Genomic DNA, 26118 nt, shown 5'->3' on the forward strand with positions numbered 1-26118 from the left:
CCCTCACGGTGGGGATGTTCCCTCCGCGCGTCTCGGGGTGTCTTGCGTGAGACATCGGCAGGTGCGCCGCGGGCCATGGGCGCTTAGTTTCCGGCGGTGAAGCTCGCCTGGCTCGTGCCCGTGGTGTTGATTGCCGCCGGGTGTCCCGCTCCCAATCACCGGCATGACCTGCGCCTGCGCGCGTTGCCGGGGAGCAGCCCGGAGGCGCGCTCGCTCGCGTTCTTCCAGTCATTGGGCGTGGCGCTGGTGCCGGGCCACCGCGTGGAGCTGGTGGAGAACGGCTTCATCTTCGACGCCATCGAGGAGGAGATTCTCGCCGCGCGCACCAGCATCCACATCACCAGCTACATCTGGCGGCCCGGTGAGCCGTCGGACCGGCTGGTCCGGGCGCTGGCCGCGCGGCGGCCCGGGGTGGCGTGCCGCGTGCTGGTGGACCCATTGGGCAGCGTCAACTTCGAGGCGGTGGTTCCCGCGCTGGCGGCCAGCGGCTGTGACGCGCGCTACTTCCGGCCCATCCAAGGCGACTTCATGGCCCTGGACGCGATCCGCCTGAGGGCGCGGAACCACCGGAAGATGGTGGTGCGGGATGGCGAGGTGGGCATCACCGGCGGCTGGGGCATCTGGAAGAGCTGGATGGGGAACGCGCAGGGCGCGGATTCCTGGCGCGACATGAACATCCGCGTGGAGGGTCCGGCCGTGCGGGACATGCAGGTCGCCTTCGCGCAGAACTGGCAGGAGGCGGGTGGAGATTTCCTGCCGGCGACGGACTTCCCGGAGCCTCGCTACGCGGGGGATGCGCGCGCGGGCTTCGTGGCCAGCACGGACAACCGCTTCCTGTCGGACGCGCGGCGGATGACGCTGCTCACCATCGCGGCGGCGAAGGAGCGGCTCTGGATTGCGAACTCCTACTTCATTCCCTCCGACGCCATCAGTGACATGCTGCTGGAGAAGGTGAAGCAAGGCGTGGACGTGCGGGTGCTGGTGCCCGGGCGGCACCATGACGTCGGGCCCGTGAACGCGGCGCAGCGGGCGTCCTATGCGCGCTTGCTGGAGGGCGGCGTGCGCATCTGGGAGTACGAGCTGTCGATGATGCATTCCAAGACGATGCTCGTGGATGACTCCCTGTCCGTCGTGGGCTCCACCAACATGGACCCGCTGGCGTTGACGACGTTGGAGGAGTGCTCGGTGGTGGTGGAGGACCCGACGCTGGCGGCGCAGCTCGCCGCGTCTTTTGAGAAAGACTTGCGCCACTCGCGAGAAATTCACTGGAGCGGGTGGAAGCGGCGCGGGCTCTTGCAGAAGCTGGGCGAGCGGCTGCCGTGGTTCATTGGCAACTATCTCTGACGCTGCCGGACGGGGCCGGATGATAGAAACCAGGCATGGCTCGTGCCCGTCCAACATCACCCCGTTGCCCTCGCTGTCATGCGCCCATCGTCCTCGAGGAAGGCCGGGTGCTCTATACGTGTGGCTACTGCAACGCCTCCATCGACACGCAGGGCGAGAAGGCGCCGCGTCCCGAGTACCAGTCGCCGGCCGTGACGGGGACGGGAGCGAACACGGCGGCCCTGGTGGTGGGGGGCATCGTGTCGCTCAGTTTCATGGCGGGGCTCGTGGCCTTCCTGAGCTTCAGCTCCGCCACGGAGTCCACCGACGGGCCCACTCCAACGAGCGTCCTGGGGGCGTCTCCCGTCGTCGCGGCGCCTTCACCGGTGTCGGAGAGGAAGGCGAAGTTCCAATGGGACTCCCAGGGGGTGCCCCTCGCGGTGGACCTCAACGGTGACGGAACGGATGACATCATCGGCCGTATCCGTCGCCTCAGCCTCGCCCCCGGAAAGACGGAGACGCGCAACCAGGTTGCCGCGTTCGATGGGAAGTCGTTCGACCTGCTCTGGGAAGCGGAGCTCGAGGGGACGGCCTCGGACTTGTCCGGCGCGGTGCACGTCGTTCATCAGGGCGGGCGCGTGGTGATGAGTTCGCCTGACGCGGTGAGCATCCTCGACCCGCGGACGGGCAAGCAGCTCGGGCGGGTGGCGCTCTCGGACAAGCCTCGCAACCTCTGCATCCCACGGGGCGACGCCGAGTCCGTCTGGGTCGATGTTGCCGATGGGCAGAACCTCCTGCTCAACACGAAAACGGCGGCCGCTCGGACCGTCATCGAGCCGCCCCCCTCCTGCGCGCCGTTCAAATGGAACCCCCGGATGTGTCCCTCCCAGTTGGTGAGGAGGAGCCCCATCCTCTGTGAACGCCCGCGCAACCTGCCGGACGTCCCCGGGTTTTCGCCCGAGCACGTCTACACGCTGAATGACCTGAGCGTCGTCCTGGGTGAGCGGAGTCCTGGGAGCCGGGTGCCCATGGCGGCGGTGTTCCAGCAGGGCCAGAAGGCCCCGTTGTGGCACGGCAACGTCGCCGACATGGACCCCAAGAAGGTGAAGGAGCGCGTGGTGGAGGTCCTCGCCTTCTCCGAGGACGCACTCGTCATGGCCTATGAGTTGAAGGAGGGGGGCGCGCAGCTCATTCGCAGAGACATGCGGACGGGGAGCGTCAGTTGGGACGTCCCTATTCCCAACTCCAAGAGCGGCTCGGGGGCGTCCGACATCAAGCTGCACGGTGGGCGCGTCTACGTTCCGCATTGGGTGTGGCTGGATGTCTTCGACGCGAAGACGGGCAACCTGATTGGCACCCTGGGCACGTGGTGACGCCGGCGCAGTGTCCGCCTGCACGCAGGCATGAGCGGCGCTGGCCGGGGTGAAATCGCGCGCACGCGCGGCCGGTCGTAGAGTTCCGGGCCATGGACACCCGGCATGTCGTAGAGCGGGCCCTCGTTCGCGAGGCGCGGCCCGAGGATGACGCGGCGGTGGGGGAGTTGTTGGTGGAGGCCTTCCTCACCCAGTACGCGAAGAAGCTCCCGGAAGTCGTCTATGGCGACGAGCGCAAGCGCGAGCTGCGGGACGTCGCGTCCCGGCGCAAGGTGGCCACCGTGCTGGTGGCCGAGTTGGACGGACAGGTGGTGGGCACCGTCGCGCTCTTCAAGCCCGGCGCCCCCGGCTCCGAGGCCTGGCTGCCCAACGCCGCCGACCTGCGCGGCCTGGCCACCGCCGTGAGCCACCATGGCACCGGGCTGGCCCAACCCCTCCTGGACGCCGCCGAGGCCCGGGCTCGCGAGTGGGGCGTGGACGCCGTGTGCCTCCACGTCCGCAGGGGCGCGGAGGGCGTGGGGCGCATGTACCAGCGGCGCGGCTTCGTGCGCGAACCCGTGGGCGACCTGGACCTGCCCACGGTGTTCCTCGAAGGCTACGTGCTGCGCTTCAAGAAGGACTGACTTCAGCCGCGCAGCGGCAGGGTGAAGGCGAGCTGGAAGCGCGTGCCCGCGTGCTCCGGGCGGACGGTGGCGGTGACGTGCACGCCGCGGCCGGTGTCCGTGGCCACCAGTTGGCCGCGCAGCTGCCCGTTCTCCGTGGCGCCCCGGAAGAGGAACACCTCCGCGGCCTGCGAGAAGATGGCGTCCACGTCGTCGCCGCCGGTGCCGGCGGGCAACTGGTCCCGCACCCAGGTGGCGAAGCGCACGATGCGCCCGGTGAGCAGCTGCGCGGGCAGTGGCACCGCGTAGCCTCCGCCGAACACCATGGGCGCGGCGGCCAGCAGCACCGCGTCCGCGTTGCGCCCGCTGCCCAGGCCCAGGATGCCGCGCTCCTCCAGCCGCGCCTGCGCCCGGATGGGGAGGAAGTGCTCGGTGGGAATGCTCAGCCCGGTATCGCGGCCGGTGGGCAGCTCCCACATGGCCGGCGCCTTCAGGCCGCCCTGCTGGCCCATGATGCGCGCGAAGGCGCTGGTGTCCCGGAAGCTGGCCGCCAGCATCGCCGCCACCGCCAGCGCGGGGCTGGTGAAGCTCACGCGTCGGGCCACGCCGCGGCCCTCGCTGGCCACCACCGCGCGGTTGATGACGGCGCACAGCCAGCGCGCGGACTCGTCCTGGCGCAGCTCCGTCCAGGCCTCGGAGACGTGCTCGCGCTCCTCCTCCAGCGCCACGGCCAGCTCCGCCTGCGCCACGCCCAGGAGCGGCGCGGATACGGCGGCCACCACCGGGAGCTGCGCGCGCTCGCCCATCGCCGCGAGCTTGCCCAGGAGGGCGACGTCGTCGGTGGCATCCACGATGAAGACGGCGTCAGGGCGTTCGAAGGGCTCGGCGCCCAGCGCGCCCTGCAGGGCGTCCAGCAGCCCGGCGCGCGCCACGTCCAGCACCTCCACGGAGATGCCGGAGGACGCGGGCACCTGGTCCAGCAGCCACTTGAGGCCGCGCCACGCGGACTCCAGGTGGGCCACGGGCTCGGCGCCGAGCAGGTCCTTCGCCGTGAGGAGCAGCGCTTCCTCCACCAGACCCCGGGCCGTCTGCCGGGTGGCGGCCTCCGGCGTGACGACGGGCGCGGGCGTGGCGGGCACGCGCGGATTGATGGCGCGCAGGAAGGCATCCACCGCGCGGGACGCGGCGGCGGGCGTGCTCGCGTCGGCGCGGCTGAGGAGCGTCTCCACCAGGTCCTCGCCGGATTCGGTGGGCGCGGCAGGCGCGGTGGGGGCGGGCGGCGTGGAGGCCGCGCGCAGGGCCTGGGCCACCGCGTCCGGCAGGCGGCCCGGGCCGGTGACGGTGGCCACGCGCGTGGCGGCCTCGTCGGGCGTCAGCGTGCGCAGCGGGTCGGACGTGGACAGTGATTCGTGCAGGTGCTGCAGGGCGCGCAGCTCCGGGACGCGGGTGATGACGTCCGCGTAGCTGAAGGCGCGCAGCCGGTCGAAAGACAGCTCGACGGTGCGTGTGTCACCCGCGCCCAGCCGGTCCGCCACGGTGACGCGGAGCCCGCTGGCGGCGCGCGTGAGCTCATCCCCGAAGGTGTTCACCGTGAGCGGGAAGCGCCGACCCGAGGGGGACTGTGAGAAGGCACCCACCACCAGCCAGCGCACGCGCGCGCTTTCGGCACTGCTTCCGTTCTGGCTCATGTCCCGCATCCCCTCCACGACGAGAAGGCCGCTACGTTAGCGCGCCAGCATGTCGGCACGGCTGCCGGACGGCGCCTGGTGACCGCGACCACCGCCCCCTGACCGCAGTCATCAGGGGGCAGGACCTCACGGGGCGCGGATGCCCCGAAGGCTCAAGCGAAATCAGGGACTTGGCGGGTGCGCGAGGGTTTCCGACGGTTGGCACACCTGTCACTACTGGTGCGTGAGGCGCCTACAGTGGCCCTCCAACCCCTCCCGGAAGGAGCTTCCCCATGCGCCTCTCTCCTCTCTGAGGCGCCGCCTCTTCCTCCGTCCGCGCTCCGGCTCCGGATGTCTTCCAGCCTAGCCAGAAGAACCGTGTCATCGGGGCGTCGAAGTCCTCATGTTCCAGGCTGGGAGCAGTACGACTGGATGGGGCCGCCCAGAAGCTGGAAGCAAAGATGAGGTCCCCTGCGTGCCGGTAGATTTCCTCGGGTGTCGCCCTGGGATGGGTCAGCATGAAGTCGCGCCATGCCTGATTCCAAGCGCCACCCTGGCCGACGGAAGACCCGGGCGTGCACGTCCCCCGCTCCGCGGTTACCTTCGAGCCGCCATGTCCCTTCGCAAGGATTACATCGAGCGGCTCATCGAGGAGTTCGCCGCCGCGCTGGCCCGCATCATCAAGGCGCGCCGGGAGAAGAAGCTCGCGGACGCTCAGCGCCTCATCCAGGAGACGGCGCTGTCCACGCTGGGCATGGAGTACGCCGCGCTGCTGATGGCGGACCCGGTGTCCACCGCGCGACTGCTGGGCTCCCCCACGCGCGTGAAGGTGCTCGCGCGCCTGGTCGCCGAGGACGGAGAGTTGATCGCCGAGCAGGGCGACGCCGCCACGGCTACTTCCCGCGTTCACTACGCGCTCGCGCTGTACGACGAAGTCCAGGCCCTGGGCCTCCCGCCGGATGCGGATGACACGGCCACCATCGCCCGGCTGCGCGGCCTGCTGGCGGCGCCTGACGCCCGCTGAACGCAATCCCTCACACCCGTCCGAGAGATGGGTCTGTTACCTGACAGAGTGAGCGCCTGGATGTCTTCCATTGGGCGTGTCTGAAGGCACCCTCGGGGACCCCGGGGTTGCATGTCAGTCCATTCCCCTGGTTACAATGGCAGGCCATTTCTTCACGCCAGACACCTGGGGGGTGTGCGTGTCCTTCATCCAGCTTCCGCGGAGCGTCGTCTCGTGCCGTAACCTCGTTGGAGGAAGCTGGCAGGTGCCGCCCGGTGCGGCGCACCTCGATGTCCGGAGTCCTTACACGGGCACCGTCATTGGCAGGGTTCCCCTCACGCCTGCATCTGGCGTCGCCCAGGCGGTGGAGGCCTCGAAGGCGGCGGCGGCGGCCTGGAAGGAGACCCCGCTGCGGGAGCGCACGCAGTACCTGTACCGCTTCCGCCAGTTCCTCGAGCGCGACCTGGACGCCCTGGCCCAGCTGGCCGCCAGCGAGGCGGGGAAGACGGTGGCGGAGGCCCGCGCGGGCCTGCTCAAGGGGATGGAGGTCTGCGACTTCGCGCTGTCCCTCCAGAACCTCGACACGGGCGCGCACCTGGAGGTCAGCCGCGGCATCTCCTGTGAGTACCGCCGCGAGCCGCTGGGCGTCGTCGCCGGAATCACTCCGTTCAACTTCCCGGCCATGGTGCCGATGTGGATGTTCCCCATCGCCGTCACGCTGGGCAACGCCTTCATCCTCAAGCCGTCGGAGAAGGTGCCGCTGACCGCGTGCGCGCTGGGCGAGCTCATGTGCGAGGCCGGCTACCCCGCGGGCGTCTTCTCCGTCGTGCACGGCGGCAAGGAGGCGGTGGACGCGCTGGTGGCGCACCCGGACGTGCAGGCGGTGGGCTTCGTCGGCTCGTCCGCGGTGGCGCGCCACCTGTACGCGGAGGGCTGCAAGCGCGGCAAGCGCGTGCTGGCGCTGGGCAGCGCCAAGAACCACCTCATCGTCGTACCGGACGCGGACCCGGAGCTGACGCCGCAGGCGGTGGTGGACTCGTTCACCGGCTGCGCGGGCCAGCGCTGCATGGCGGCCAGCGTGCTGCTCGCGGTGGGCAACGTGGAGTCCATTCTCCAGGAAGTCGTCCGCCGCGCGGCGAAGCTGGAATTGGGCCCCGGCATGGGCGCGCTCATCGACCGGGGCTCGCTGGACCGCTTGGAGACGGCCATTGCCCGCGCGGAGGCCGAGGGCGCGCGGGTGCTGCTGGATGGCCGTGGCCACAAGCCGCAGGGCGAGCCGTGGTCCGGCGGCAACTGGCTGGGCCCCACGCTGCTGGACGGCGTGCGTCCGGAGATGGAGGCCGCGCGGCGCGAGCTGTTCGGCCCGGTGCTCTCCATCGTCCGGGTGCCCACGCTGTCCGCGGCGCTGGCGGTGGAGAACGCGTCGCCCTACGGCAACGCGGCGTCCATCTTCACCACGAGCGGTGGGGTGGCGCAGACGGTGGTGGAGGGCGTTCGCGCCGGCATGGTGGGCGTCAACGTGGGCGTCCCTGTCCCGCGTGAGCCGTTCTCCTTCGGTGGCACGGGTGATTCGCGCTTCGGGCACGGGGACATCACCGGGCCGTCCAGCCTCGACTTCTGGACGCAGGTGAAGAAGGTCACCCGCAAGTGGTCGGCCCGGACCGACGGCTCGTGGATGAGCTGAAGCGCGCCCCACGACGCGAAGCCCCGCCCCCCGCACCCCGACTTTGCTCCCGCGCCCGCAAGGAGGGCGCTCCCATGGCCGAGAAAAAGAATCCCAATCACATCCGCCTCACCTCCCACCCGGATGGCGACGTCCCCAGCGTCCCCATCCGCTGGGGAGACGGCGAGCCGACGCGCCGCGGCCCTGTCGTCGCCACGCTGACGGAAGCCGGGCACCGCAACGTCATCGGCACGCATGCCGGCGCGTATGCCGTGTACCGCGCGCTCGCCGTGGCCGCGGGCATGTTGCCGCAGGACCACCGGGCCGACCTGAAGAACACCGCGCCCGCCGCGCAGGTGGGGCCGCATCCGTCGTGGAGCGACCCGCAGCGCATCGTCTCGCTGGACCCGTGGGGCGCCATCGCGCCGCAGGCCTTCCGGCCGTTCGCGGAGCAGGGCATCGACTTCCGGCCGACCATCGCCGTCACCAAGGCGCACATCAACTTCCCCGAGGTGCGCGACGCCATCGATGCCGGGCGCTTGACGCCGGACGGGGACCTGCTGCGCGACAACGGCGACATCAAGGTGACGAAGGCCGCGGTGGACCCGGTGTGGTACCTGCCGGGCATCGCGAAGCGCTTCGGCATGACGGAGAGCGCGCTGCGCCGCGGCCTCTTCGAGCAGACGGGCGGCATGTTCCCGGAGCTGATTACGCGCCCGGACCTGCACGTCTTCCTGCCGCCCATTGGCGGGCTGACGCTGTACGTCTTCGGCGGCATCGAGACGCTGGCGGACCGGGACGTGCCGCTGACGGCGCGCGTGCATGACGAGTGCAACGGCTCCGACGTGTTCGGCAGCGACATCTGCACCTGCCGGCCCTACCTGGCGCACGGCATCGAGGAGTGCGTGCGCACGGCGCAGGCGGGCGGCGCGGGGCTCATCGTCTACCTGCGCAAGGAAGGCCGGGCGCTGGGCGAGGTGACGAAGTTCCTCGTGTACAACGCGCGCAAGCGGCAGGAGGGCGGCGACTCCGCGGCCACCTACTTCCAGCGCACCGAGTGCGTGGCCGGCGTGCAGGACATGCGCTTCCAGGAGCTGATGCCGGACGTGCTGCACTGGCTGGGCATCACCCGCATCCACCGCTTCGTGTCGATGAGCGACATGAAGCACGACGCGATTACGCGCTCGGGCATCGAAATCCTGGAGCGCGTCCCCATCCCCGACGAGCTCATCCCCGCCGACGCCAAGGTGGAGATGGAGGCGAAGAAGGCCGCGGGTTACTTCACGCAAGGGCCGGTGGCGGACGCGGCGGGGCTGGCGCAGGTGAAGGGGCGGGACCTCGATGTCTGATTCCTCATTGGCCAGGTCGGACCTCTCTCCCGCGGTGGCGTGGCTGCGCACGCCGTCCGCCATCCGCGAGCGGTGCCACCAGCTGTTGGACCTGGGGCTGGCGGGCAAGCTGGAGCACTTCCGCGTCGAGCCGTCGCGGCTGCCCATCGTCGTGGACACGGTGCTGCACGTGACGCGCGAGCACTACCCCACGCTGGACGTGCCGCTGCACAGCCGCTGGCGCCACTTCGACGTGGGCGGCGTGGCGCGGTTGGCGGAGCTGGAGGCGCGGCTGAAGGACGCCTCTCTTCAAGAGCGGGCGCGCGCGAAGCTGGACCTGGTGGTGGTGAGCGTGCTGCTGGACGCGGGCAGTGGCCCGCAGTGGCGCTACCAGGAGGCCGGCGGGAAGACGTGGGCGCGCTCCGAGGGACTGGCCGTGGCCAGCTTCCGCATGTTCATGGAGGGGCGCTTCTCGTCGGACCCGGACCGGCCGCTGCGCGTGGACGCGGAGGCGCTGGGGCGGCTCACGCGCGAGGCGCTCGCGCAGGGCATGCAGGTGACGGAGGCCAACCCGGTGGATGGGCTGGAGGGCCGGTTGCACCTGCTGCACGGGCTGGCGAAGGTGCTGCCTCGGCCAGGGACGCTGCTGGACATCATCACCGCGCAGCAGCGCAGCGTGCGCGCCGCGGAGCTGCTGGGGCTGGTGTTGGAGGTGCTGGGCCCCATCTGGCCGGGCCGGGTGATGGTGGACGCGGTGAACCTGGGCGACGTGTGGCCACATCCCGCGCTGGGGTCGGTGGAGAGCCTGGAGGCGCTGGTGCCCTTCCACAAGCTGTCGCAGTGGCTGACGTATTCCCTGGTGGAGCCGCTGTCCGAGGCGGGCGTGGTGGTGACGGAGCTGGATGGCCTCACCGGCCTGCCCGAGTACCGCAACGGTGGCCTGCTGGTGGACCTGGGCGTGCTGTCTCCCCGGGAGCCGCGCCTCTTCACGCAGTCCTTCCACCCGGGTGACGAGCCCATCGTGGAGTGGCGCGCGCTGACGGTGGCGCTGCTGGACCGGGTGGCGGCGCTGGTGCGGGGCCGGCTGGGCCTGAGCGCGGAGGAGCTGCCGCTGGGGAAGGTGCTCCAGGGTGGCACGTGGACCGCGGGCCGGCGCGTGGCGGCGGAGCGGCGTCCCGGGGGTGGGCCGCCCATCCGGGTGGACAGTGACGGCACGGTGTTCTGACGGGAGGACGCAATGGAGTTTCCGAACTGCACGGTGGTGGACCACCCGCTGGTGAAGCACAAGCTCACGCAGATGCGCCGGGTGGAGACGAGCACCGCCTCCTTCCGGGCGCTGCTCCAGGAAATCTCACTGCTGCTCGCCTATGAGGCGCTGAGAGACCTCAAGGTGCGCGAGGAGGACATCCAGACGCCCATGGCGCGCACGGTGGCGCCGGTGCTGGACGGCAAGAAGCTGGTGCTGGTGGCCATCATGCGCGCGGGGCAGGGCATCCTCGACGGGATGTTGCAACTGGTGCCCTCCGCGCGCGTGGGGCACATCGGCCTGTACCGGGACCCGGAGACGCTGTCGCCGGTGGAGTACTACTACCGCGTGCCCGGCCAGCTCGCGGACCGGGACGTGGTGGTGTGCGACCCGATGCTCGCCACGGGGAACTCGGCGGTGGCCGCGCTCCAGCGGCTGAAGAAGAGCAAGCCCGGCTCATTGCGCTTCGTCTGTCTGCTGGCGTGCCCGGAGGGCCTGGCGAACCTGCGCGAGCACCACCCGGACGTCCACGTCTACACCGCGGCCGTCGACGAGCGGCTGGACGAGCACGGCTACATCCTCCCGGGCCTGGGCGACGCGGGCGACCGGCTCTTCGGCACCAAGTAGCGCGGTGGAGGAGATACCCCTCACCCGGCAACGGTGACTTGGCGCGCGGCCGTGTCCGGGACAGGATGCGCGCCGCGGACGGGGCCGGCGCAATCGGTTGGGGTGCAGTGATGCAAGGAATGCTCGTTCGCGCCCGGCGCATGATGGCCTGGCTGGGCTGCGCCAGTGTGCTGGGACTGTCGGGAATCGCCCGGGCGGAGTCGGAGCCGTGCCCGTGCTCCACGTCGAACCAGAGCGTCGTCTCCGAGGTGCCGTGCCTCATCTTCCGCGCGTCCGTCAGATGCGGGCTGAGCAGCGTGCGCAACGCCTGTGCGCGGACGGTGACGCTGGTCGACTGGCCGTTGTCGAGCTGTTCGGACAGTGTGTGCACCCAGGCGCTCGCGCCAGGTGACGAGGCGGGCTTCATCTTCGGCAGGGCGGCGTTCGAGCGGTCGCGCTTCGTCGAGCAGTCCTACACGGTGCGCGTGGACGGCGTGGACCAGCGGCTCGCCATCAGCGCGGAGGTGACGTGCAGGGACGTCCCCGATTCCGATGGTTGTGCAGCGGCGCCGGGGGCGCTGGGCGCGGCGGGGGTGGCGCTGCTGGTGGGCGCGGTGGCTCGCAGGCGCCGTCGCGCTTGAGCGCAGGCGCTGAGCGGCACGGTCCGCCAGCACCCGGGAGGCTCTTCCAGGGATGCCGGGTGTCTGGACTAGGGTGGAGGCGTGTCCGCCTCCGTCCTGCTGCTGTTGCCCCTGCTTTGTGCCTCCTCCCCCACGCGCGTGGAGCTGGTGTTTGGTGGGGATGTGATTCCCCATGGCGAGGTGAAGGAGGTCGCGAGGCTGCACGCCCGCGCCGGGGCGCCGCCACCGGAGGGAGGCCGGGCGCCCTCGCTCAACCATGAGGGCTGGGACCACGTCTTCGGGCCCATCGCGGACGTGCTGCGCACCGCGGACGTGGGCGTCGTGAATCTGGAGACGCCCGTCACCGACAACAAGAAGGCGGTCGCGCGGGAGCTCTTGTTCAACGCGCCGTCGGCCATGGTGCATGCGCTGGCCTCGGCCGGGGTGAAGGTGGTGTCCACCGCGAACAACCACGCGAGGGACCAGCACCCCGCGGGCATGTTGGAGACGCTGCGGCACCTGGATGCGGCGGGCATCCGTCATACGGGCACGGGCGCGACGAAGGACGCCGCGTGGGAGCCCGCCTTCGTGGACGTGCGCGGCGTGAAGGTGGGGTTCCTGTCCTTCACGCGCATGCTCAATGGCTTCAGCAATCCGAAGGATGCGCAGGCGCCGCACGTCGCGCTGGTGCCCTATGCGGGGCACGAAGCGCACCGGGGGATGCAGCCCGAACAGGTCGTGGAAGCCGTGCGCGCCGCGGCGGCTCGGTGTGACGCGCTCATCGTGCTGGCGCACTGGGGGACGGAGTACAAAGGGGAGCCACGCCCCGAGGACCGTGAGTTGGGCCGCGCGCTGCTGGACGCGGGGGCGAGGGCGGTCATCGGGCACCATCCGCACGTGCTCCAGCCGCTGGAGTCGTACCAGACGGTGGATGGGCGCAAGGGACTCATCGCGTACTCGCTGGGCAACCTGGTGGCGAACCAGGACCGCTTCTACCAGCACGAGGCGGGGGCGAAGCGCTCGGGGGGCGACCGGCGGGATTCGATGTTGCTGCGGCTGTCGCTGGTGCGGCCCATGCCCGGTGTATCGGTGGCGCTGGAGGAAGTGGCGGTGCTGCCGGTGTGGATTGAGAACAACGCGGTGGGGCGGGCGCGAAATGAGTCGCGGAACATCCAGCCCGTGCTCATCGACCGGGAGGTGGAGGAGGTGACGGCGCGGCTGGCGTTGCTGGCGGCGCGCCCCGCGCCTCTGGACAAGGAGACACGCGCGCAGAAGGCCTTGCTGGAGCGGCGGCTGGAAGGCTCCAAGCACCGGCGTGAGCGCATTCTCCGGATGTTGCCGGAAGGGTTCGCGGTGGCGCCCCCCGAACTTCGTCGGCGTGGGGCGGAGACTGTGCCCGCAGGGCGGTTGGCCTCACAGCCGTGACCGCAATGGCACATGTGGGTGTGTCGAAGTTCATCCTTGCTGTGAGATGTCCATGGTCGTTCACTTGGGCGGACTTTGGGGTGAGTCGGCTTCTGAGCAAGTCACGCCTGGGGTTGGGGTAGAGTGCAACCTATGCGTCAATCCGCCATCCTCCTCCTGCCTCTGTTGTTGCTGGCCTGCAAGAAGGACTCGAAAGAGCCGGACACGAAGCAGGCTGCGGTTCACGTCAAGATTGGCCACCACCCGAAATTCAGTCAGGGCTGCATCACGGTGGAGGCCCATGGTGGCACCGGTGAGCCGGCGCTCGCGGAGTTCAAGGAGCCCGGTCAGTTCGACACCAACGACCCGGTGTTGAACGTCGCCGTCTTCCGGAAGGCGGACTGGGCGCGGGACGTCGAAATCACCGTCAGGGTTTTCGAGAAGGGCTGCGCGGCGGAGCAGTTGGTGGATGAGCGGAAGCAGACCTTCAGCTTCGCCTCCGCGGGCCGGCAGGAGTGGTTGCTCGAGGACTTGCACACCGCTGACGAGGACGGTGACGGCTTCGTCCCACCGGGTGGTCCGATGAACCGGGGGACGGACTGTGATGACTCGAGAGAGGCGGCTTACCTTGGCGCGCCGGAGCTCTGTAACGGCCTGGATGACAACTGCGACGGCCAGATGGAAACGGGAGTTGTCAACAAGGTCTGGTACCTGGACGGCGACCGCGACAGATTCGGACGCAATGGGCCCGGGACGGAGGCCTGTGACCCGCCGAGTGAACTTCATGTCGAGGTGACGGGGGATTGTGACGACGGGCGGGCCGACGTTCATCCGAACGCCGTGGAGAAGTGCAACGACGTGGATGACAACTGCGACGGGCGCGACGACGAGTTGTTCACGGAGGGGCCGGGTGCCCTGGGGACGGCTTGCACGGAGTTCTGCAACGGGAAGTATGCCTGCAACGACGCGCAGACGGGGACGGTCTGCGTCGGCACGCCTCCGACGCCGCTCTACGCGGACGAGGACAGCGACGGAGAGGGCGAGCAGGAAGGCGCGCAGGCGGGAGGGTTGTGTCCTGACGAGCCTATGCCTCCGAAGATGGCGGACAACACGCGGGACTGTGATGACGCTGACCCCGACACGAACACCCAGGCAACGGAGGTCTGCGACGGGCTGGACAACGACTGCGACGGGCAGGTGGATGAGGAGATGTCCTGCGGCTCGCTGAAGAGGGTGGTGGACCCCGTGCTGGAAGGGGGCAATTGGAGGACGGTGGCCGTGCACCCGAGTGGTTACCCGGTGTGGGTGGCGGGATTGGGTGGGAAACTGGCGGTGAAGATGGACGCGACTTCCGCCTTCGTGAGTCACGGCGGGGAGACGGCGACTCAGTGTGGACCGAAGGACAACAAGCTGGACTGGCACGCGGCGTGGGTCAATCCCAATAATAGTTATGTTGTCGTGGTCGGCGAAGACGGTTGGGTAGGCGAGCACACTGGGGCGGTCTGCCCTGTCCCAGCCCACGCCGACCTCCCTGGCAAGAACGACTACTTCTCAAGCGTCGTTGGAGTAGGAAGTCCAGCTCAACTATTCGCAGTCTCTACTCTGGGCCACTTGTATGAGTTTACAGGGGCGACTCATCGCCACGACTCACCTGGCCGGTACTGGGGGCTCCATGCGAACGGCAGTGATTCGCTGTATGCAGTGGGCTCGACAGAAGAGTCGTCACCGCTGACGCCGGTGGTGAATCTCTACACCCGCACCACCACTCCCGCCTGGGGCACTCCAGCCGCGTACAACCTCCAGGGGCTCGAAGGTTACAATGGCGGCCTGCGGGCGGTGTGGGCAGCGAGCGCGGAGCACATCTACGCGGTGGGTGACGGAGGCCTGGTGGTGAAAGGCAGTGGCCAGTCGAGGGACTGGGAGCGGGTCCTCTCTCCTTCAGGGGCTGCAATCAACTACGTGAGTGTGGCTGCCCCGCCCGGAACCATGAATGCCTACGTCATTGGCAACGAGGGCAATGCAGGACGGCTACAGCGGTTGACCCCACACGGCTGGGCCAAGGCCCCAGCCTTCACCCCAAGCGCACCGAACGTGCTGCTCCGCGACATCGCCATGACCTCCTCAAGCAACTTCTGGATCGTCGGCGACGACGGAAACGTCTACCACTTCCCGGAGCCGTAACCCTCCACTCAGCGATAGGTTGATGGGTTGGAGTTGGCAGGGTTTTGCCCAGGGAGTCTGTCTGAACTAAAATCCAGGCATGCTTGTTGCCATGACCTGGAGGCGGTGCCTGTCGCTCGCCGCATGTATATGGATTTTCATTCCAGTACATGCGGCCAGAGCTGATGGTGATTTTGAGCGTCATGTCGCGGAGGCCGTACGCCTCTATGACGATCTCGAATACGAGCGTGCCCTCGAGCAACTGGATCGTGCTCGAGGGAGCCTCCGAGGGTCGCGCGATCGAGTGACGCTTGCATTGCATCGCGGCATCATCAGCGCGGACCTCGGGCGGTGGCAGGCGGCGCGTGACGAGTTCCGTTCAGCTTTTCTGCTCGAGCCAGAGGCACGCCTTCCCTTGCGCGTTTCCCCCAAGGTCGCGCGGGAGTTCGAGGCCCAGCGAGCACTCGCGAAAGCGGAACTGGCGCGTAGACGAAGGGACTCGCCCACGCGAGAATCAGCCCGCATCGAGCAAACCGAGGTGGAAGTGGAGTCGGTTGCGGACACCTCTTCAGTGCTGCCCGCCGCGTTGACGCCTACCGAACAGGCCACTGCCTCAAGCCCAGTGGAGGTCCAAGCCAGGACAGCAACGTCGAGCGCTTCCTGGCGGCGCATAGGAGGGCGGCAGGTACCGCTTGCCAGTCTGGTGCTGCTGGGGGCTGGCATTGCGGCAACCGGTACGGGAACCGCCTTCGGCGTCTCTTCCCGAGGACAGCTCGCGGACGCTCGGGAGGCGAGGTTCCACGAGCAGCTCGTGGAACATCACGGCCGTGCGCAGCGCAGTGCGAGAACGGCCAACGTCCTCTTTGGTACGGCCGGGGTTGCGGCAGCGGGTGCCCTGGTGACCTGGCTCTTGTTGGGAGAGCGGGACGAGGCCGTCACGCGGCAAGGGGGAGCACGATGATGCGCTGGAGCGTGGCGTTGCTGCTGCTGTTCACCGTGTGCTCCGTCCCAAGCCTGGAGGAACTCCAAGGGGAACGTCCCTTGGCATGTGATGCGCAACATGCCTGTGGATCGGGACAGGTATGTGTTTTGGGTGCCTGTCAGGAGAGTCCCTGTGGTTCAGCCTCACCGACGGTTGCATACCTTGATGCGGATGGGGATGGTTTCGCCGCAGTGAATGCGCCTTCGCGCGTGTTCTGTGGCGCTGTTCCGGCTGGCTACGCCACGACCTTGGGAGACTGCGATGACGCGCGCGCGGAGGCTTATCCTGGCGCTCCGGAACTTTGTAACGGCCTGGATGATAACTGCGACGGTCGGATGGAGACGGGTGTCGTCAACAAGGTCTGGTACCTGGACCACGACCGCGACAGCTTCGGACGTAATGGGCCTGGCACGGAGGCCTGTGACCCGCCGAGTGAACTTCATGTCGAGGTGACGGGGGATTGTGACGACGAGCGGGCCGACATTCATCCAAACGCCGTGGATGCGTGCAACGGCTTGGATGACAACTGCGACGGACGCGCCGACGAGCGGTTCACGGATGGGCCGGGGGCCCTGGGGACGGCTTGCACGGAGTTCTGCAACGGGACGTATGCCTGCAACGACGCGCAGACGGGGACGGTCTGCGTCGGCACGCCTCCGACGCCGCTCTATGCGGACGCGGACAACGACGGAGAGGGCGAGAAGGACGGCGCGCCGGTGGGAGAACTGTGCCCTGGCACGCCGCTGCCTCCGATGATGACGGACAACACGCGGGACTGTGATGACGCTGACCCCGGCACGAACACCCAGGCGACGGAGGTCTGCGACGGCCTGGACAACGACTGCGATGGGCAGGTGGATGAGCAGATGTCCTGCGGCTCGCTGAGGAAAGTGGAAGACCCCGTGCTGGCAGGGGGCAACTGGAGGACGGTGGCGGTGCACCCGAGTGGTTACCCGGTGTGGGTGGCGGGATTGGGTGGGAAGCTGGCGGTGAAGATGGACGCGACTTCAGCGTTCGTGAGTCACAGTGGGGACACGACGACTCACTGTGGGCCGGCCGGAAACACGCTGAATTGGCACGCGGCGTGGGTCAATCCCGAAAATAATTATCTTGTCGTGGTCGGCGAGGACGGCTGGATGGGCGAGCACAATGGGGGCTCCTGCTTCTCAATCCAGGCCGACCTCCCTGGCAAGAACGACTACTTCTCAAGCGTCGTTGGAGTAGGAAGACCAGCTCAACTATTCGCAGTCTCTACTCTGGGCCATTTGTATGAGGCTACAGGGGCGACTCATCGCCACGACTCATCCGGTCGGTACTGGGGTCTTCATGCGAACGGCCAGGATGCACTGTATGCAGTGGGCTCGACAGGAGAGTCGTCACCGCTGACGCCGGTGGCGAGTCTCTATACCCGCAACACCAACTGGGGCACTCCGGCTGCGCACAATCTCCAGGGAACTGAGGGTTACAACGGCGGCCTGCGGGCGGTGTGGGCAGCGAGCGCGGAGCACATCTACGCGGTGGGCGACGCCGGCCTGGTGGTGAAAGGCAGTGGCCAGTCGAGGGACTGGGAGCGGGTGCTTCCGCCTGCGGGACCCGTGCTCAACTACGTCAGTGTGGCTGCCCCGCCCGGGACCATGAATGCCTACGTCATTGGCAACGAGGGCAATGCAGGACGGCTACAGCGGTTGACCCCACACGGCTGGGCCAAGGCCCCAGCCTTCACCCCAAGCGCACCGAACGTGCCGCTCCGCGGCATCGCCATGACCTCCTCAAGCAACTTCTGGATCGTCGGCGACGACGGACACGTCTACCACTTCCCGGAGCCGTAGCCCTCATCCTCCGCCCCGTCCCTCAGGCCCTGAGGGCGGGGCGCGGTCCTCGCGGGTCAGCTCCCGCAGGGCCACGATTCGCTCCAGCAGCGGCCCTCCGTGTTTCATCCGCGCAATCCGCTGTGACGGATAGATGCCCCGTTGCCCCGTGAGCAGGTACGCCACCGTGGCCACAATCGCCACGTGGGGCAACACGTTCGCTCCCAACAACTCCACGGCCATGATGGACAGCGCCAGCGGTGTGTTCGCCGCCGCCGCGAACAGGGCCGCCATGCCCACCGCCGCGCCCAAATCCAACGGCAGGCCCAACAGCCGCGCCAGGACGTTGCCCAGCGACGCGCCGATGAAGAACAGCGGCGTCACCTCGCCGCCCAAGAACCCCGCGGCCAGCGTCACCACCGTGAAGGCAAGCTTCCACGCGAACGCCGACACGGGCAGCGCCGGGTCCTCGAAGGCCCGCTGGATGCCCGGTACCCCCAGGCCCAGGTAGTCATCCGTACCAGCCAGCAGCCACAGCAGCAGCACGGCCAGACCGCCCAGCGCCATCCGCAGCGGCAACACCTGCACGCGCTGCTCCAGCAGCTTCTTCAGCCGGTGCATCAACTCCACGAACACCACCGCCACCACGGCCACCGCCACCGCGAACACCAACCACTTCGCCAGCACCGCCACCGTCAGCGGCAGCGCCGCCGGCGCCGGATACGGCGTGTGGTGGATGCCCAGCCCCCGCGTCACCAGGTCTCCCACCACGGATGCCACCAGTGCGGGCAGCAGGGCCTCGTAGCCCATGCGCCCCACCACCACGACCTCCAGCCCGAACATCGCCCCCGCCACCGGCGTGCCGAACACCGAACCGAACCCACCCGCGATGCCCGCGGCCAGCAGCTCGCGGCGCGTGTCCGGGCCCACCCGGAAGCGCCGCGCCACCAGGTCCGCCAGACTGCCGCCCATCTGCACCGCGGTGCCCTCGCGGCCCGCGCTGCCGCCGAACAGGTGCGTCAGCACCGTCCCCACCAGCACCATGGGCGCCATGCGCACCGGCACCTGGGCGTCGCTCGCGTGCACCGTGTCCAGCACCAGGTTGTTGCCCCCGCGAATGGGCCCACCCCACTTCCCGTACACCGCCCCCAGCACCAGCCCCGCCACCGGCAGCGCGTACACCAGCCACGGGTGCCCTTCCCGGAAGTGCGTCGCTTCGTCCAACAGGTACAAGAAGACCGCGGACGCCACGCCGCAGACGACGCCCACCAGCCCACCCAGGAGCAGCCACTGCATCAGCGCTCTCGTGCCACGGGAAAGATTCACGTGAAACACTCCGGACCTGGGTGAAACATGATGAAACACTGCGTCATAGGTTTGCGTCGCGTCATTCTTACGACATCGTGTCAAAGACGGGTGAGGTCATAACAACACCAGCTATTCTGACTTGATGCGTTATCCCTGTTTCAGGGTGATTTGCGAATCGACGCCATGTAGCCTCCGCGCTCCCCCAACAACCCCCCAGTGGGAATCCAAAGGAGCGGGGCATGTCTTTCCGTCACAGCGGGATGTCCGTCGTCGCCATGTGCGCGGCCTTCACGGTCGGTGGTAGCGCGATGGCGAGCACCCTCAACCAGAACACGTCGTGGACCATCGACCAGCCGTCGACGTCGACGAAGTACCGCGTGGTGGCCTACGGCGACTCCATCTACGCCGGCTACAACGGTTCCGTCTTCTTCTGGAACGTGGCCCGCCGCGCTGCGCCCGTGGTGCAGGGCGAGGACCTGGCGCGGAAGTGGAACGCGGACGTGGAGGTCATCCGCCGCACCAAGTCCGGCGCGAAGGCGGACGACATCTACAACAACAAGATTGTCTCTGAGCGCTCGTACATGCAGGCGGCCAACACCCGCGTCGTCATGTTCGAGATGTGCGGCAACGACTACCTCCAGGCGCGCAGCGCCTTCGCGGGGCAGACGGGCACCTGCAACTACTCCGGCCTGGAGGCCGCGCTGGCGACCTGCACCACGTACATGGAGCGGGCGATGCAGACCATCAACCAGTACGCGCCCGCCGCCGCGACGAAGATCATCTCCAACATCTACTACCCGGGCTTCAACGCGGACAACGTGAACACCCAGTGCCGGGACTCCGCCACGGGCCAGGTGGTGAACAAGCGGGAGAAGTTCCTGCCGCTGCTGGCGAGGAGCAACTGGCGTGCGTGCAGCCTGGCGGCTCGCCACGGCTTCAAGTGCGCGGACTCGTTCGCGGAGTACATGGCCGCGGATTATGACTCCAACGGCGATGGCAAGGTGGACTCCGAGGCCATCCGCTACATCGAGGGCGAGTCCGAGGCGGCGTACGTCCAGCGCATCTCCGTCACGCTGCGCTCCACGCTGCGCGACTCGAACACGCACTTCGTCAACGCGAGCACCAGCTACGACTACCTCCAGTCTGACGACACCCACCCGACCTACACCGGTGGCACCATCTCCAGCTCGGGCGGCACCGGCGCGCTGCCCACCGACACCTCGACCTGGAACAAGACGGGCCACGACCGCATGGGCTGGGAGAGCGCGAAGTTCAACCCCGCCAGGCCGTAGTCGCTGCGACCGCGCTCCCGCCTCGGGTGTGGGCGCGCTGCCTGGGCCTCCGGTTGCCTTCGGGAACCGGGGGCCTTGTCGTTTCCAGCGCCTGGCGCGCGTCACATCATGAAGCGCGCGCCGATCAACCCAAGCGTCCCGACGTAGTAGACGAGCCTGCAGAACCACTCCGCCGCGCGCCGCACGCCGCGCGCCCAGGCTGGCAGAAGCCACGCGGCCAGGAGCGACGCGCCCTCCGCTGCGACGCGCCAGAAGCAGGCGAAGAGCAGCAGGCACAACGAGATGGGCGCGTAGTACCGGCCGAACGAACGCAGGTACGCGTCCAATCCGTACATCCTGTACTCACCCAGCGCGCCTCCAAACGAGATGACCTGGTACGAGTAGAAGAGGATGGCCGTGGGCACCAGCGGGAAGAACACGAACTTCACCAGCAGGTGGTACCAGCGCCGGCGCCACAGGGCATGGCGCGCATGGGCGTAACGAACCAGCGTGTGGGATTGCGCGGCGCCTGGTGCTCCGTGCTGGCCCAGCGCGTTCAGCAGGGGCAGTGCGTCCTCCACCTCCAGCGCGTGGCTGAAAGCGCGGCCTGACCGCATCCGCAGCGCCAGGCCGGGGCCCGGGAGCGGCAGCCGCCAGGGGCGCACCGCGGTCACGGCTTCGAAGGGAATCTCCATCCGCGCGCCGCCGCGCAGTGTCAGGGTCCACTGGTGGGTGTCCACGGCGACGGTGGCCCGGCGGCTGCGGCGCAGCGCGGAGACGAACGCGAGCGGTAGCACGACTCGCAGCACCAGCCCGACGGCGATGGCCTGGGGCTGCAGCCGCTGGGTCCCTTCGGAAATTTCCATCCAGAGCTGCGCGGTGAAGTGGAGCAGGGCGCCCATCGCGGCGAGCTGCGTCACCACCGCGAGCCCTCGCAGCGCGGGTGTCCAGGCGTGCACCGCGAAGCGAGCGGGCTCGGGCGAGGGGGCGGGTGGCGTGCCGCCGGGGGCATCGGTGACGAGAATGGACGAAGAGCTCATGAGGGCGAGCGGAATGCGCTGTGTTTGCCTCGGAGGGGGTGGCTCCGTAGCATACGCAGCCCGGAGGTCTTCGCGAGAACATGAGGCCGCAGTCCCCTGCACCAAAGCGTCGTGTCGACAGCGACGGCGTCACGCACATCACGCCCGCTCGAACGGGCAAGGGTCTGGGCGTGTGGCTCGTGGGCGGCGCGTGTGTCTTCACGCTCGCGTGCATTGGCTTGAGTGTCTGGTGGGGCTCGACCGACATCGAGGTGGAAGCGCCGCCGCCGCTCGCGGAGGCGCCGCTGCCCATTCCGCCTCCCACGCCCGAGGCGCGTGCCCGCGCGCCGCGGACACGACCGTCTCCTGTCGCGGCTTCAGCTCCGCAGCCCGCCCCCGAGCCTGCTCCCGAACTGGCTACCGATACCGACGTCCAGGAGCCGGCCATGGAGTCCGAGCCGACGGGCATGCAGCTCTACCGGCCCGGGACGAAGCCCATCAAGAGGGGCCTCGTCGTCCCCGACGACTTCGAGCTGCCGCCCGGATACGTGCGTCATTTCCAGTACAAGGACACGGGTGAAATCGTGTCGGCCGTGCTGATGTTCCATCCCGACCATCAGCCCGTGGATGCGAACGGGCGGCCAGTGCCCAAGCCCGCGGACGGGCTGGTTCCCGAGGAGCTGGCCCCTCCGGGAATGCCCATCCAACGGTTGGAGCTGCCCGAGGGCGCGGAGAGCGGGGCGCCCTCGCCGTGACCGGCGTCCAGGTGGGGCTGGGACGCGGGTGGCACCTGGGGGCGGCGCTGCTCGGTGTCCTGGGGACCACGGTCCTGTTCGCGCTGTTCGGGCGGCTGGAGGCGCGATGGCTGGCGTTCGGCTGGGTGGCGATGGTGCCCTGGCTCGCGGCGCTGGACCGGGCCCGCTCGGCGCGCGAGGCGCTGGGCCTGGGCGTGCTGCTCAGCGTGACGTTCACCGCCGCCGTCTTTCACTGGTTCCCGGGCGCGCTCCAGGCGTACTCGCGGGCACCCACGGTGGTCGGTTGGGCGCTGTTCCTGCTGGTGGCGCCGCTGCTCCAACTCCAATTCGTCGCCGCCGCGCTGGCCCGGTACGCGGCGCGGCGCCTGGCGCGGGAGGGCCAGGGCTGGTTGCCGCCCCTGGTGGGGACGCTCGCCTATGTGGGCGTGGAGGGCGTCACGCCGAAGCTCTTCGCGGACACGCTGGGACACGGGCTCTATGCGTCCGAGTGGCTGCGGCAGGGCGCGGACGTGGCGGGCGCGCCGGGACTCACGCTGGTGCTGCTGCTGGGCAATGAGTGCGTGCTCGCGGCGCTCCGTCTGGCACGGCGGCGGGGTTGGTGTGCTGCCTGGCGGCCCATGGCGGGGCTCGCGGTGCTGGTGCTCGTGTTGTCGGGGTACGGCGCCTTCCGGCATGCGCAGGTGCGCGAGGCAACCCGGCGTGAGGGCGGGCTGGTGGTGGGCGCGGTGCAAGCGAACATCACCCGCTACGAGAAGCTGAAGGCGGAGATGGGGGCCTACCAGGTCGTGCGGATGGTGCTCGACACGCACTACGCGATGTCGGACGCGCTGCTACGAGAAGGACCGCTGGACCTCTTGGTGTGGCCGGAGACGGTGTACCCCACGCCCTTTGGGACGCCTCGCAGCGAGACAGGCGCGAAGCTGGACGCGGAGATCGCCGGCTACGTCTCCGAGCGCGGCGTGCCGCTCGTCTTCGGCGCCTACGACCTGGAGGGTGAGCGCGAGTTCAACGCGGCCATGTTCCTGGGGCCGTCGTCACCTGGAGGCTCGCTCGAGCGCGCCGCGTACCGCAAGACGATGCTCTTCCCGCTGACGGAGTGGGTGCCGGACGCCATCGACACCCCCACGCTTCGCGAGTGGCTGCCGTGGACGGGACGCTGGAAGCGAGGGCCCGGGCCTCGGGCGGTGCGCTTCACGCTGCGCGACGGACGCCAGCTCCGGGTGGCGCCGCTCATCTGCTACGAGACCATCTTCCCCGAGTATGTCGCGCAAGGCGTGCGGCAGGGCGCGGAGCTGCTGCTCACGCTGTCCAATGACTCGTGGTTCACCGGCACGCCCGCACCCCGGCTGCACCTGATGCACGCGGCCTTCCGCAGCATCGAGACGCGGCGGCCACAGGTGAGGGTGACGAATTCGGGTGTGACCGCGCTCATCGACACCACCGGCGCGGTGGTGGCCGAGGTGGACGACAACCAGCGCGCGGGACTCACCATGCGCGTGCCGGAGACGGCCGCGCTGACGCCGCTCGCGCTGGCATGGGGTGACTGGCTGAGCCCATGGGCGCTGGTGTCAGCGGTGGTGGGCCTCGCGGGCGCGGCCCTGGCGCGGCGGAGGGCTCGGCCCTGAGGGGCATGAGGACGTAGCGGGGATGCTCCGTGCCACCGGCACGCTTGCCGCGAGCCGCTACGCGTCACGTCATTTCGCTACCGCGTCAGGGGGGGCGGCGCGCCCAGTCGTGCGAGCTACTGCGAGAGGGATTCGAAGTCCGGCTGTAGTGCCCTGCAACCGTACCCGCACGGAGGGCTCCTTCCGCGGGTACACCTTGCCCCTCAATCAACCCTGGCAGGCGTCCCCTCCGTGCAGCAAGGCGTGCGCCACCTTCTCCCGCCTGGCGCCCGAATAAGCCGCCGCCGCAGAGCGTCCATGCCCCGGGGCCCGGGCCCTCGCCCAGCGCCCCGTCCTCGTCCGCTCGACAATGCCTGCCAACTCCGCCGAGTCTATCTCCAGCCACTGGCGCTGCTTCTTGCTTCACTGCCGTTCGCTATCGGTTGCGGAAGACAAATACCGCCCCGCCGAAGAAGGCCTCCGCGAGGGCCGCCCGGCACTGCCGCACCAGGCCATCAACACCTCGGCGGAAGTCCACCGGCTCAATGGCCACCAGCCCGCCTGCTGTCGCTCTAGGGCGGATGAGCATGACAGGCTACCAATGGGGAGTCCGCGGCCTGGATTGGCTGCCACTGGCGCTGGGACTTCTGGGCGCCGCGCCCACCGCCACGCGGAGGGAGGCGCGCCCTGTGTCGTCCCTGGAGCGACCTGACGCTGGCAGTCATCCCCAGCGCGAAGGAGACGTGATGAGCAAGGGTTACCTGGTGCTGTTCATGGACCTGCCGAATGGCTCCCTGGGGGCCGCCTTTCCTCCGGCAGGCAAGGGCTCCGTGGACCTGTCGAGCAACTTCCTGGGACGGCAGGAGATTGGCTACTACGAGGCCGAGTTGCCCCCCGGGACGTATGCGCGGCTGAAACAACTGCAAGGTGACATTGATTTCAGCGCCATGCCGGTGACCACGGAGCTGCCTCCTGACACGAAGACGGTGTCGGTGGGTGAGAGCTCCGACGGCGAGGACATCGACACGCGGACGTTCCCCCTCCACGCCGTCCCGGACGCCCTGGCGCCGTTGCTGAACGAGATGCGCAAGGCCGCCGAGCATATGCTGACGCGGCCGCTCCGGGTGCTGCGGGGAGTAGGTGCGCCGACCTCTCCGCGCTTCCCGCTGGAGAAGCCCGTCTCCTTCGAGGTCACGCTGCGCAACGTGGGAACCCAGGCTATCGAGACGGAGAACCCCTTCATCCCCCATGCCCCGGACCGCACCAACCTCCGGTTGCTCGTGTCGAAGGACAAGCCGCCCGGGCAGCTCCGGGACGGGGACTCCCTGTGGATGGAACTGGGGATGGATAACGTGCACCCGCCAGAAGGCCAGAAACCTCCTGAGAGCCGGCGCCTCACGCTGAAGCCGGGCGCGGAGCTCCGCTTCGTGGTCCGCAAGAAGATGCTGAGCACCCCTGGCGCCTATCGGGCCGCGCTGACCTACTTCACCTCGCGCGGTGAGCGAGGTCTGGAGACGATGGAAGGCCAGCTCACCCTGGACCTGGGCCGCTTCGAGGTGGCCCCGTCCGCGCCGAACGTCCAGCCCTGAGATTCGGTCCATGCTCGCTCGCGGTGGAGAGTGGATGGTCGACCTGCTGGAGGTGCATGTCGACGAGTTGGAGTGGCTGTGGCGGCAGCGTCATGCGGCCTTGCGCTCCAAGGAGTACGACTTCCGCGCGCTCGTTCAGTTGGATGAGCGCATCGCCGCGCATGTCGACGCCCTGGTCCTGGCCGGAGAAGAGGCCTGGGCGCTCCTTCGCTCGCGACTGGTGGAGGCCGAGGACGCGTACGCCGCGTTTGGCGCCGCGCACGTCCTCCTCCTGCTGGAGGACGCGGCCGTGGCGCGCCAGACGCTGGAGCTGTCCGCCGGGCTGGAAGGTGCCGCCTGGGAGGGTTTCCGGCTCGCCCTCCGCTACGCTCCCCCCGAGCGGCATGTGGACGTCCTGAAGGGCCTCGTGGCGGGCGCGTCGGAGCGTCACGCCATCGCAGCCCTGGAGGCGTTGGCCTTTCATGGGCAGCCCGACCCGGGAGGCCGCCTCCTGGAACTGCTGGGCGCCGCCAAGTCCGACGTCCGCCGCGCCGCGTGGGGGACCGTCTCGGTGCTGCCGCTCCGGTGGCTCGAAGCCCCGGGCCAGGCGCTCTTCCGGCAGCGGCTTGCCCAGCGCTTCCCGACGGCACTCGCGGACGCGTCCTCAGAGGTCCGGGACGCCGCCCGGTGGGCCGCCGCCTGGGCGCGGCAACCGTGGCTGCTCTCCAGCTTGAGGACGCTGGCGCGGGCCCCGGCGTCTCCCGACCACGTTTCGGGCTTGAAGCTGCTGGGGGTGCTGGGGGTGCTG

Annotated in this window: 21 protein-coding genes and 2 pseudogenes; 18 read left to right on the plus strand and 5 right to left on the minus strand. The window is 69.1% G+C overall.

The window, feature by feature from the left end; genetic code table 11:
- The first annotated feature begins 96 nt into the window (after positions 1-96).
- From HNV26_RS04060 to HNV26_RS04070, 3 genes are all read left to right on the plus strand, one after another.
- Entirely contained in the window at positions 97-1344 is a 1248-nt protein-coding gene (locus tag HNV26_RS04060) for a phospholipase D-like domain-containing protein (RefSeq protein WP_171442779.1), read from the plus strand.
- A 35-nt stretch (positions 1345-1379) separates the two neighbouring features.
- A complete protein-coding gene (locus HNV26_RS04065) occupies positions 1380-2696 on the plus strand; it encodes a PQQ-binding-like beta-propeller repeat protein (protein WP_171442780.1) in 1317 nt (438 codons plus the stop codon).
- A gap of 92 nt (positions 2697-2788) precedes the next feature.
- Positions 2789-3319: a GNAT family N-acetyltransferase gene (locus HNV26_RS04070; RefSeq protein ID WP_171442781.1), complete on the plus strand. Its 531-nt coding sequence runs from the start codon at positions 2789-2791 to the stop codon at positions 3317-3319.
- 2 nt (positions 3320-3321) lie between these two features.
- Here the strand turns inward: HNV26_RS04070 and HNV26_RS04075 are convergent, their stop codons facing one another.
- Positions 3322-4986, minus strand: a complete 1665-nt coding sequence (locus HNV26_RS04075) for a type VI secretion system contractile sheath domain-containing protein (RefSeq protein ID WP_253816201.1) — start codon at positions 4984-4986, stop codon at positions 3322-3324.
- Between the two features lie 380 nt (positions 4987-5366).
- Positions 5367-5524 (minus strand): annotated as a pseudogene (locus HNV26_RS04080) (DUF2380 domain-containing protein); the annotation flags it as partial.
- Positions 5525-5578: 54 nt separating this feature from the next.
- Between HNV26_RS04080 and HNV26_RS04085 the strand changes: the two are divergent.
- The 10 genes from HNV26_RS04085 (at position 5579) to HNV26_RS04130 (ending at position 17806) form a co-directional block, all read left to right on the plus strand.
- Complete coding sequence (locus HNV26_RS04085) at positions 5579-5989, plus strand: hypothetical protein (RefSeq protein ID WP_171445092.1); 411 nt, start codon at positions 5579-5581, stop codon at positions 5987-5989.
- 136 nt (positions 5990-6125) lie between these two features.
- Positions 6126-7652 (plus strand): CoA-acylating methylmalonate-semialdehyde dehydrogenase, encoded by a 1527-nt coding sequence (locus tag HNV26_RS04090; RefSeq protein ID WP_171445091.1) that lies wholly within the window; start codon positions 6126-6128, stop codon positions 7650-7652.
- Positions 7653-7726: 74 nt separating this feature from the next.
- Entirely contained in the window at positions 7727-8980 is a 1254-nt protein-coding gene (locus HNV26_RS04095) for a GTP cyclohydrolase II (RefSeq protein WP_171445090.1), read from the plus strand.
- Positions 8973-10184, plus strand: a complete 1212-nt coding sequence (locus HNV26_RS04100; protein WP_171445089.1) for a DUF1688 family protein — start codon at positions 8973-8975, stop codon at positions 10182-10184. Before HNV26_RS04095 ends, HNV26_RS04100 begins: the two co-directional genes overlap by 8 nt.
- Positions 10185-10196: 12 nt before the next feature.
- A complete protein-coding gene (upp, locus tag HNV26_RS04105; protein WP_171445088.1) occupies positions 10197-10832 on the plus strand; it encodes a uracil phosphoribosyltransferase in 636 nt (211 codons plus the stop codon).
- Between the two features lie 110 nt (positions 10833-10942).
- Entirely contained in the window at positions 10943-11452 is a 510-nt protein-coding gene (locus tag HNV26_RS04110; protein WP_253816202.1) for an MXAN_0125 family MYXO-CTERM protein, read from the plus strand.
- Positions 11453-11533: 81 nt separating this feature from the next.
- Positions 11534-12856, plus strand: coding sequence for a CapA family protein (locus HNV26_RS04115; protein ID WP_171445087.1), 1323 nt, complete (start codon positions 11534-11536; stop codon positions 12854-12856).
- 132 nt (positions 12857-12988) lie between these two features.
- A complete protein-coding gene (locus HNV26_RS04120; protein ID WP_216611779.1) occupies positions 12989-15016 on the plus strand; it encodes a putative metal-binding motif-containing protein in 2028 nt (675 codons plus the stop codon).
- Positions 15017-15095: 79 nt separating this feature from the next.
- On the plus strand, positions 15096-15956 hold the full coding sequence (locus HNV26_RS04125) for a hypothetical protein (RefSeq protein WP_171445085.1): 861 nt from the start codon (positions 15096-15098) through the stop codon (positions 15954-15956).
- Positions 15956-17806, plus strand: coding sequence for a putative metal-binding motif-containing protein (locus HNV26_RS04130; protein WP_253816206.1), 1851 nt, complete (start codon positions 15956-15958; stop codon positions 17804-17806). Before HNV26_RS04125 ends, HNV26_RS04130 begins: the two co-directional genes overlap by 1 nt.
- 3 nt (positions 17807-17809) lie before the next feature.
- Here HNV26_RS04130 and HNV26_RS04135 read toward each other — a convergent pair whose 3' ends face one another.
- Positions 17810-19111, minus strand: a complete 1302-nt coding sequence (locus tag HNV26_RS04135; RefSeq protein ID WP_171452766.1) for a chloride channel protein — start codon at positions 19109-19111, stop codon at positions 17810-17812.
- Between the two features lie 221 nt (positions 19112-19332).
- On the opposite strand from HNV26_RS04135, the gene HNV26_RS04140 reads away from it, so the two are divergent.
- The gene (locus HNV26_RS04140; protein WP_171445435.1) at positions 19333-20385 is read left to right on the plus strand and encodes an SGNH/GDSL hydrolase family protein; all 1053 of its coding nucleotides are present in this window, start codon (positions 19333-19335) and stop codon (positions 20383-20385) included.
- A 101-nt stretch (positions 20386-20486) separates the two neighbouring features.
- Here the strand turns inward: HNV26_RS04140 and HNV26_RS04145 are convergent, their stop codons facing one another.
- The gene (locus HNV26_RS04145) at positions 20487-21404 is read right to left on the minus strand and encodes a hypothetical protein (protein WP_253816203.1); all 918 of its coding nucleotides are present in this window, start codon (positions 21402-21404) and stop codon (positions 20487-20489) included.
- An 80-nt stretch (positions 21405-21484) separates the two neighbouring features.
- On the opposite strand from HNV26_RS04145, the gene HNV26_RS04150 reads away from it, so the two are divergent.
- Complete coding sequence (locus HNV26_RS04150; protein ID WP_171445437.1) at positions 21485-22138, plus strand: hypothetical protein; 654 nt, start codon at positions 21485-21487, stop codon at positions 22136-22138.
- Positions 22135-23763, plus strand: coding sequence for an apolipoprotein N-acyltransferase (lnt, locus tag HNV26_RS04155; RefSeq protein ID WP_171445438.1), 1629 nt, complete (start codon positions 22135-22137; stop codon positions 23761-23763). Before HNV26_RS04150 ends, lnt begins: the two co-directional genes overlap by 4 nt.
- A gap of 415 nt (positions 23764-24178) precedes the next feature.
- On the opposite strand, the gene tnpB is transcribed toward lnt, so the two are convergent.
- The gene (tnpB, locus tag HNV26_RS04160; protein WP_171445439.1) at positions 24179-24331 is read right to left on the minus strand and encodes an IS66 family insertion sequence element accessory protein TnpB; all 153 of its coding nucleotides are present in this window, start codon (positions 24329-24331) and stop codon (positions 24179-24181) included.
- A 157-nt stretch (positions 24332-24488) separates the two neighbouring features.
- Here tnpB and HNV26_RS04165 point away from each other — a divergent pair, with 157 nt between their 5' ends.
- Both HNV26_RS04165 and HNV26_RS04170 read left to right on the plus strand, forming a co-directional pair.
- Positions 24489-25331: a hypothetical protein gene (locus HNV26_RS04165; protein WP_171445440.1), complete on the plus strand. Its 843-nt coding sequence runs from the start codon at positions 24489-24491 to the stop codon at positions 25329-25331.
- 34 nt (positions 25332-25365) lie between these two features.
- A pseudogene (locus HNV26_RS04170) lies at positions 25366-26118 on the plus strand (hypothetical protein); the annotation flags it as partial.

It is taken from the genome of Myxococcus xanthus (genome assembly GCF_013116825.1).
Lineage (GTDB): Bacteria > Myxococcota > Myxococcia > Myxococcales > Myxococcaceae > Myxococcus > Myxococcus xanthus_B.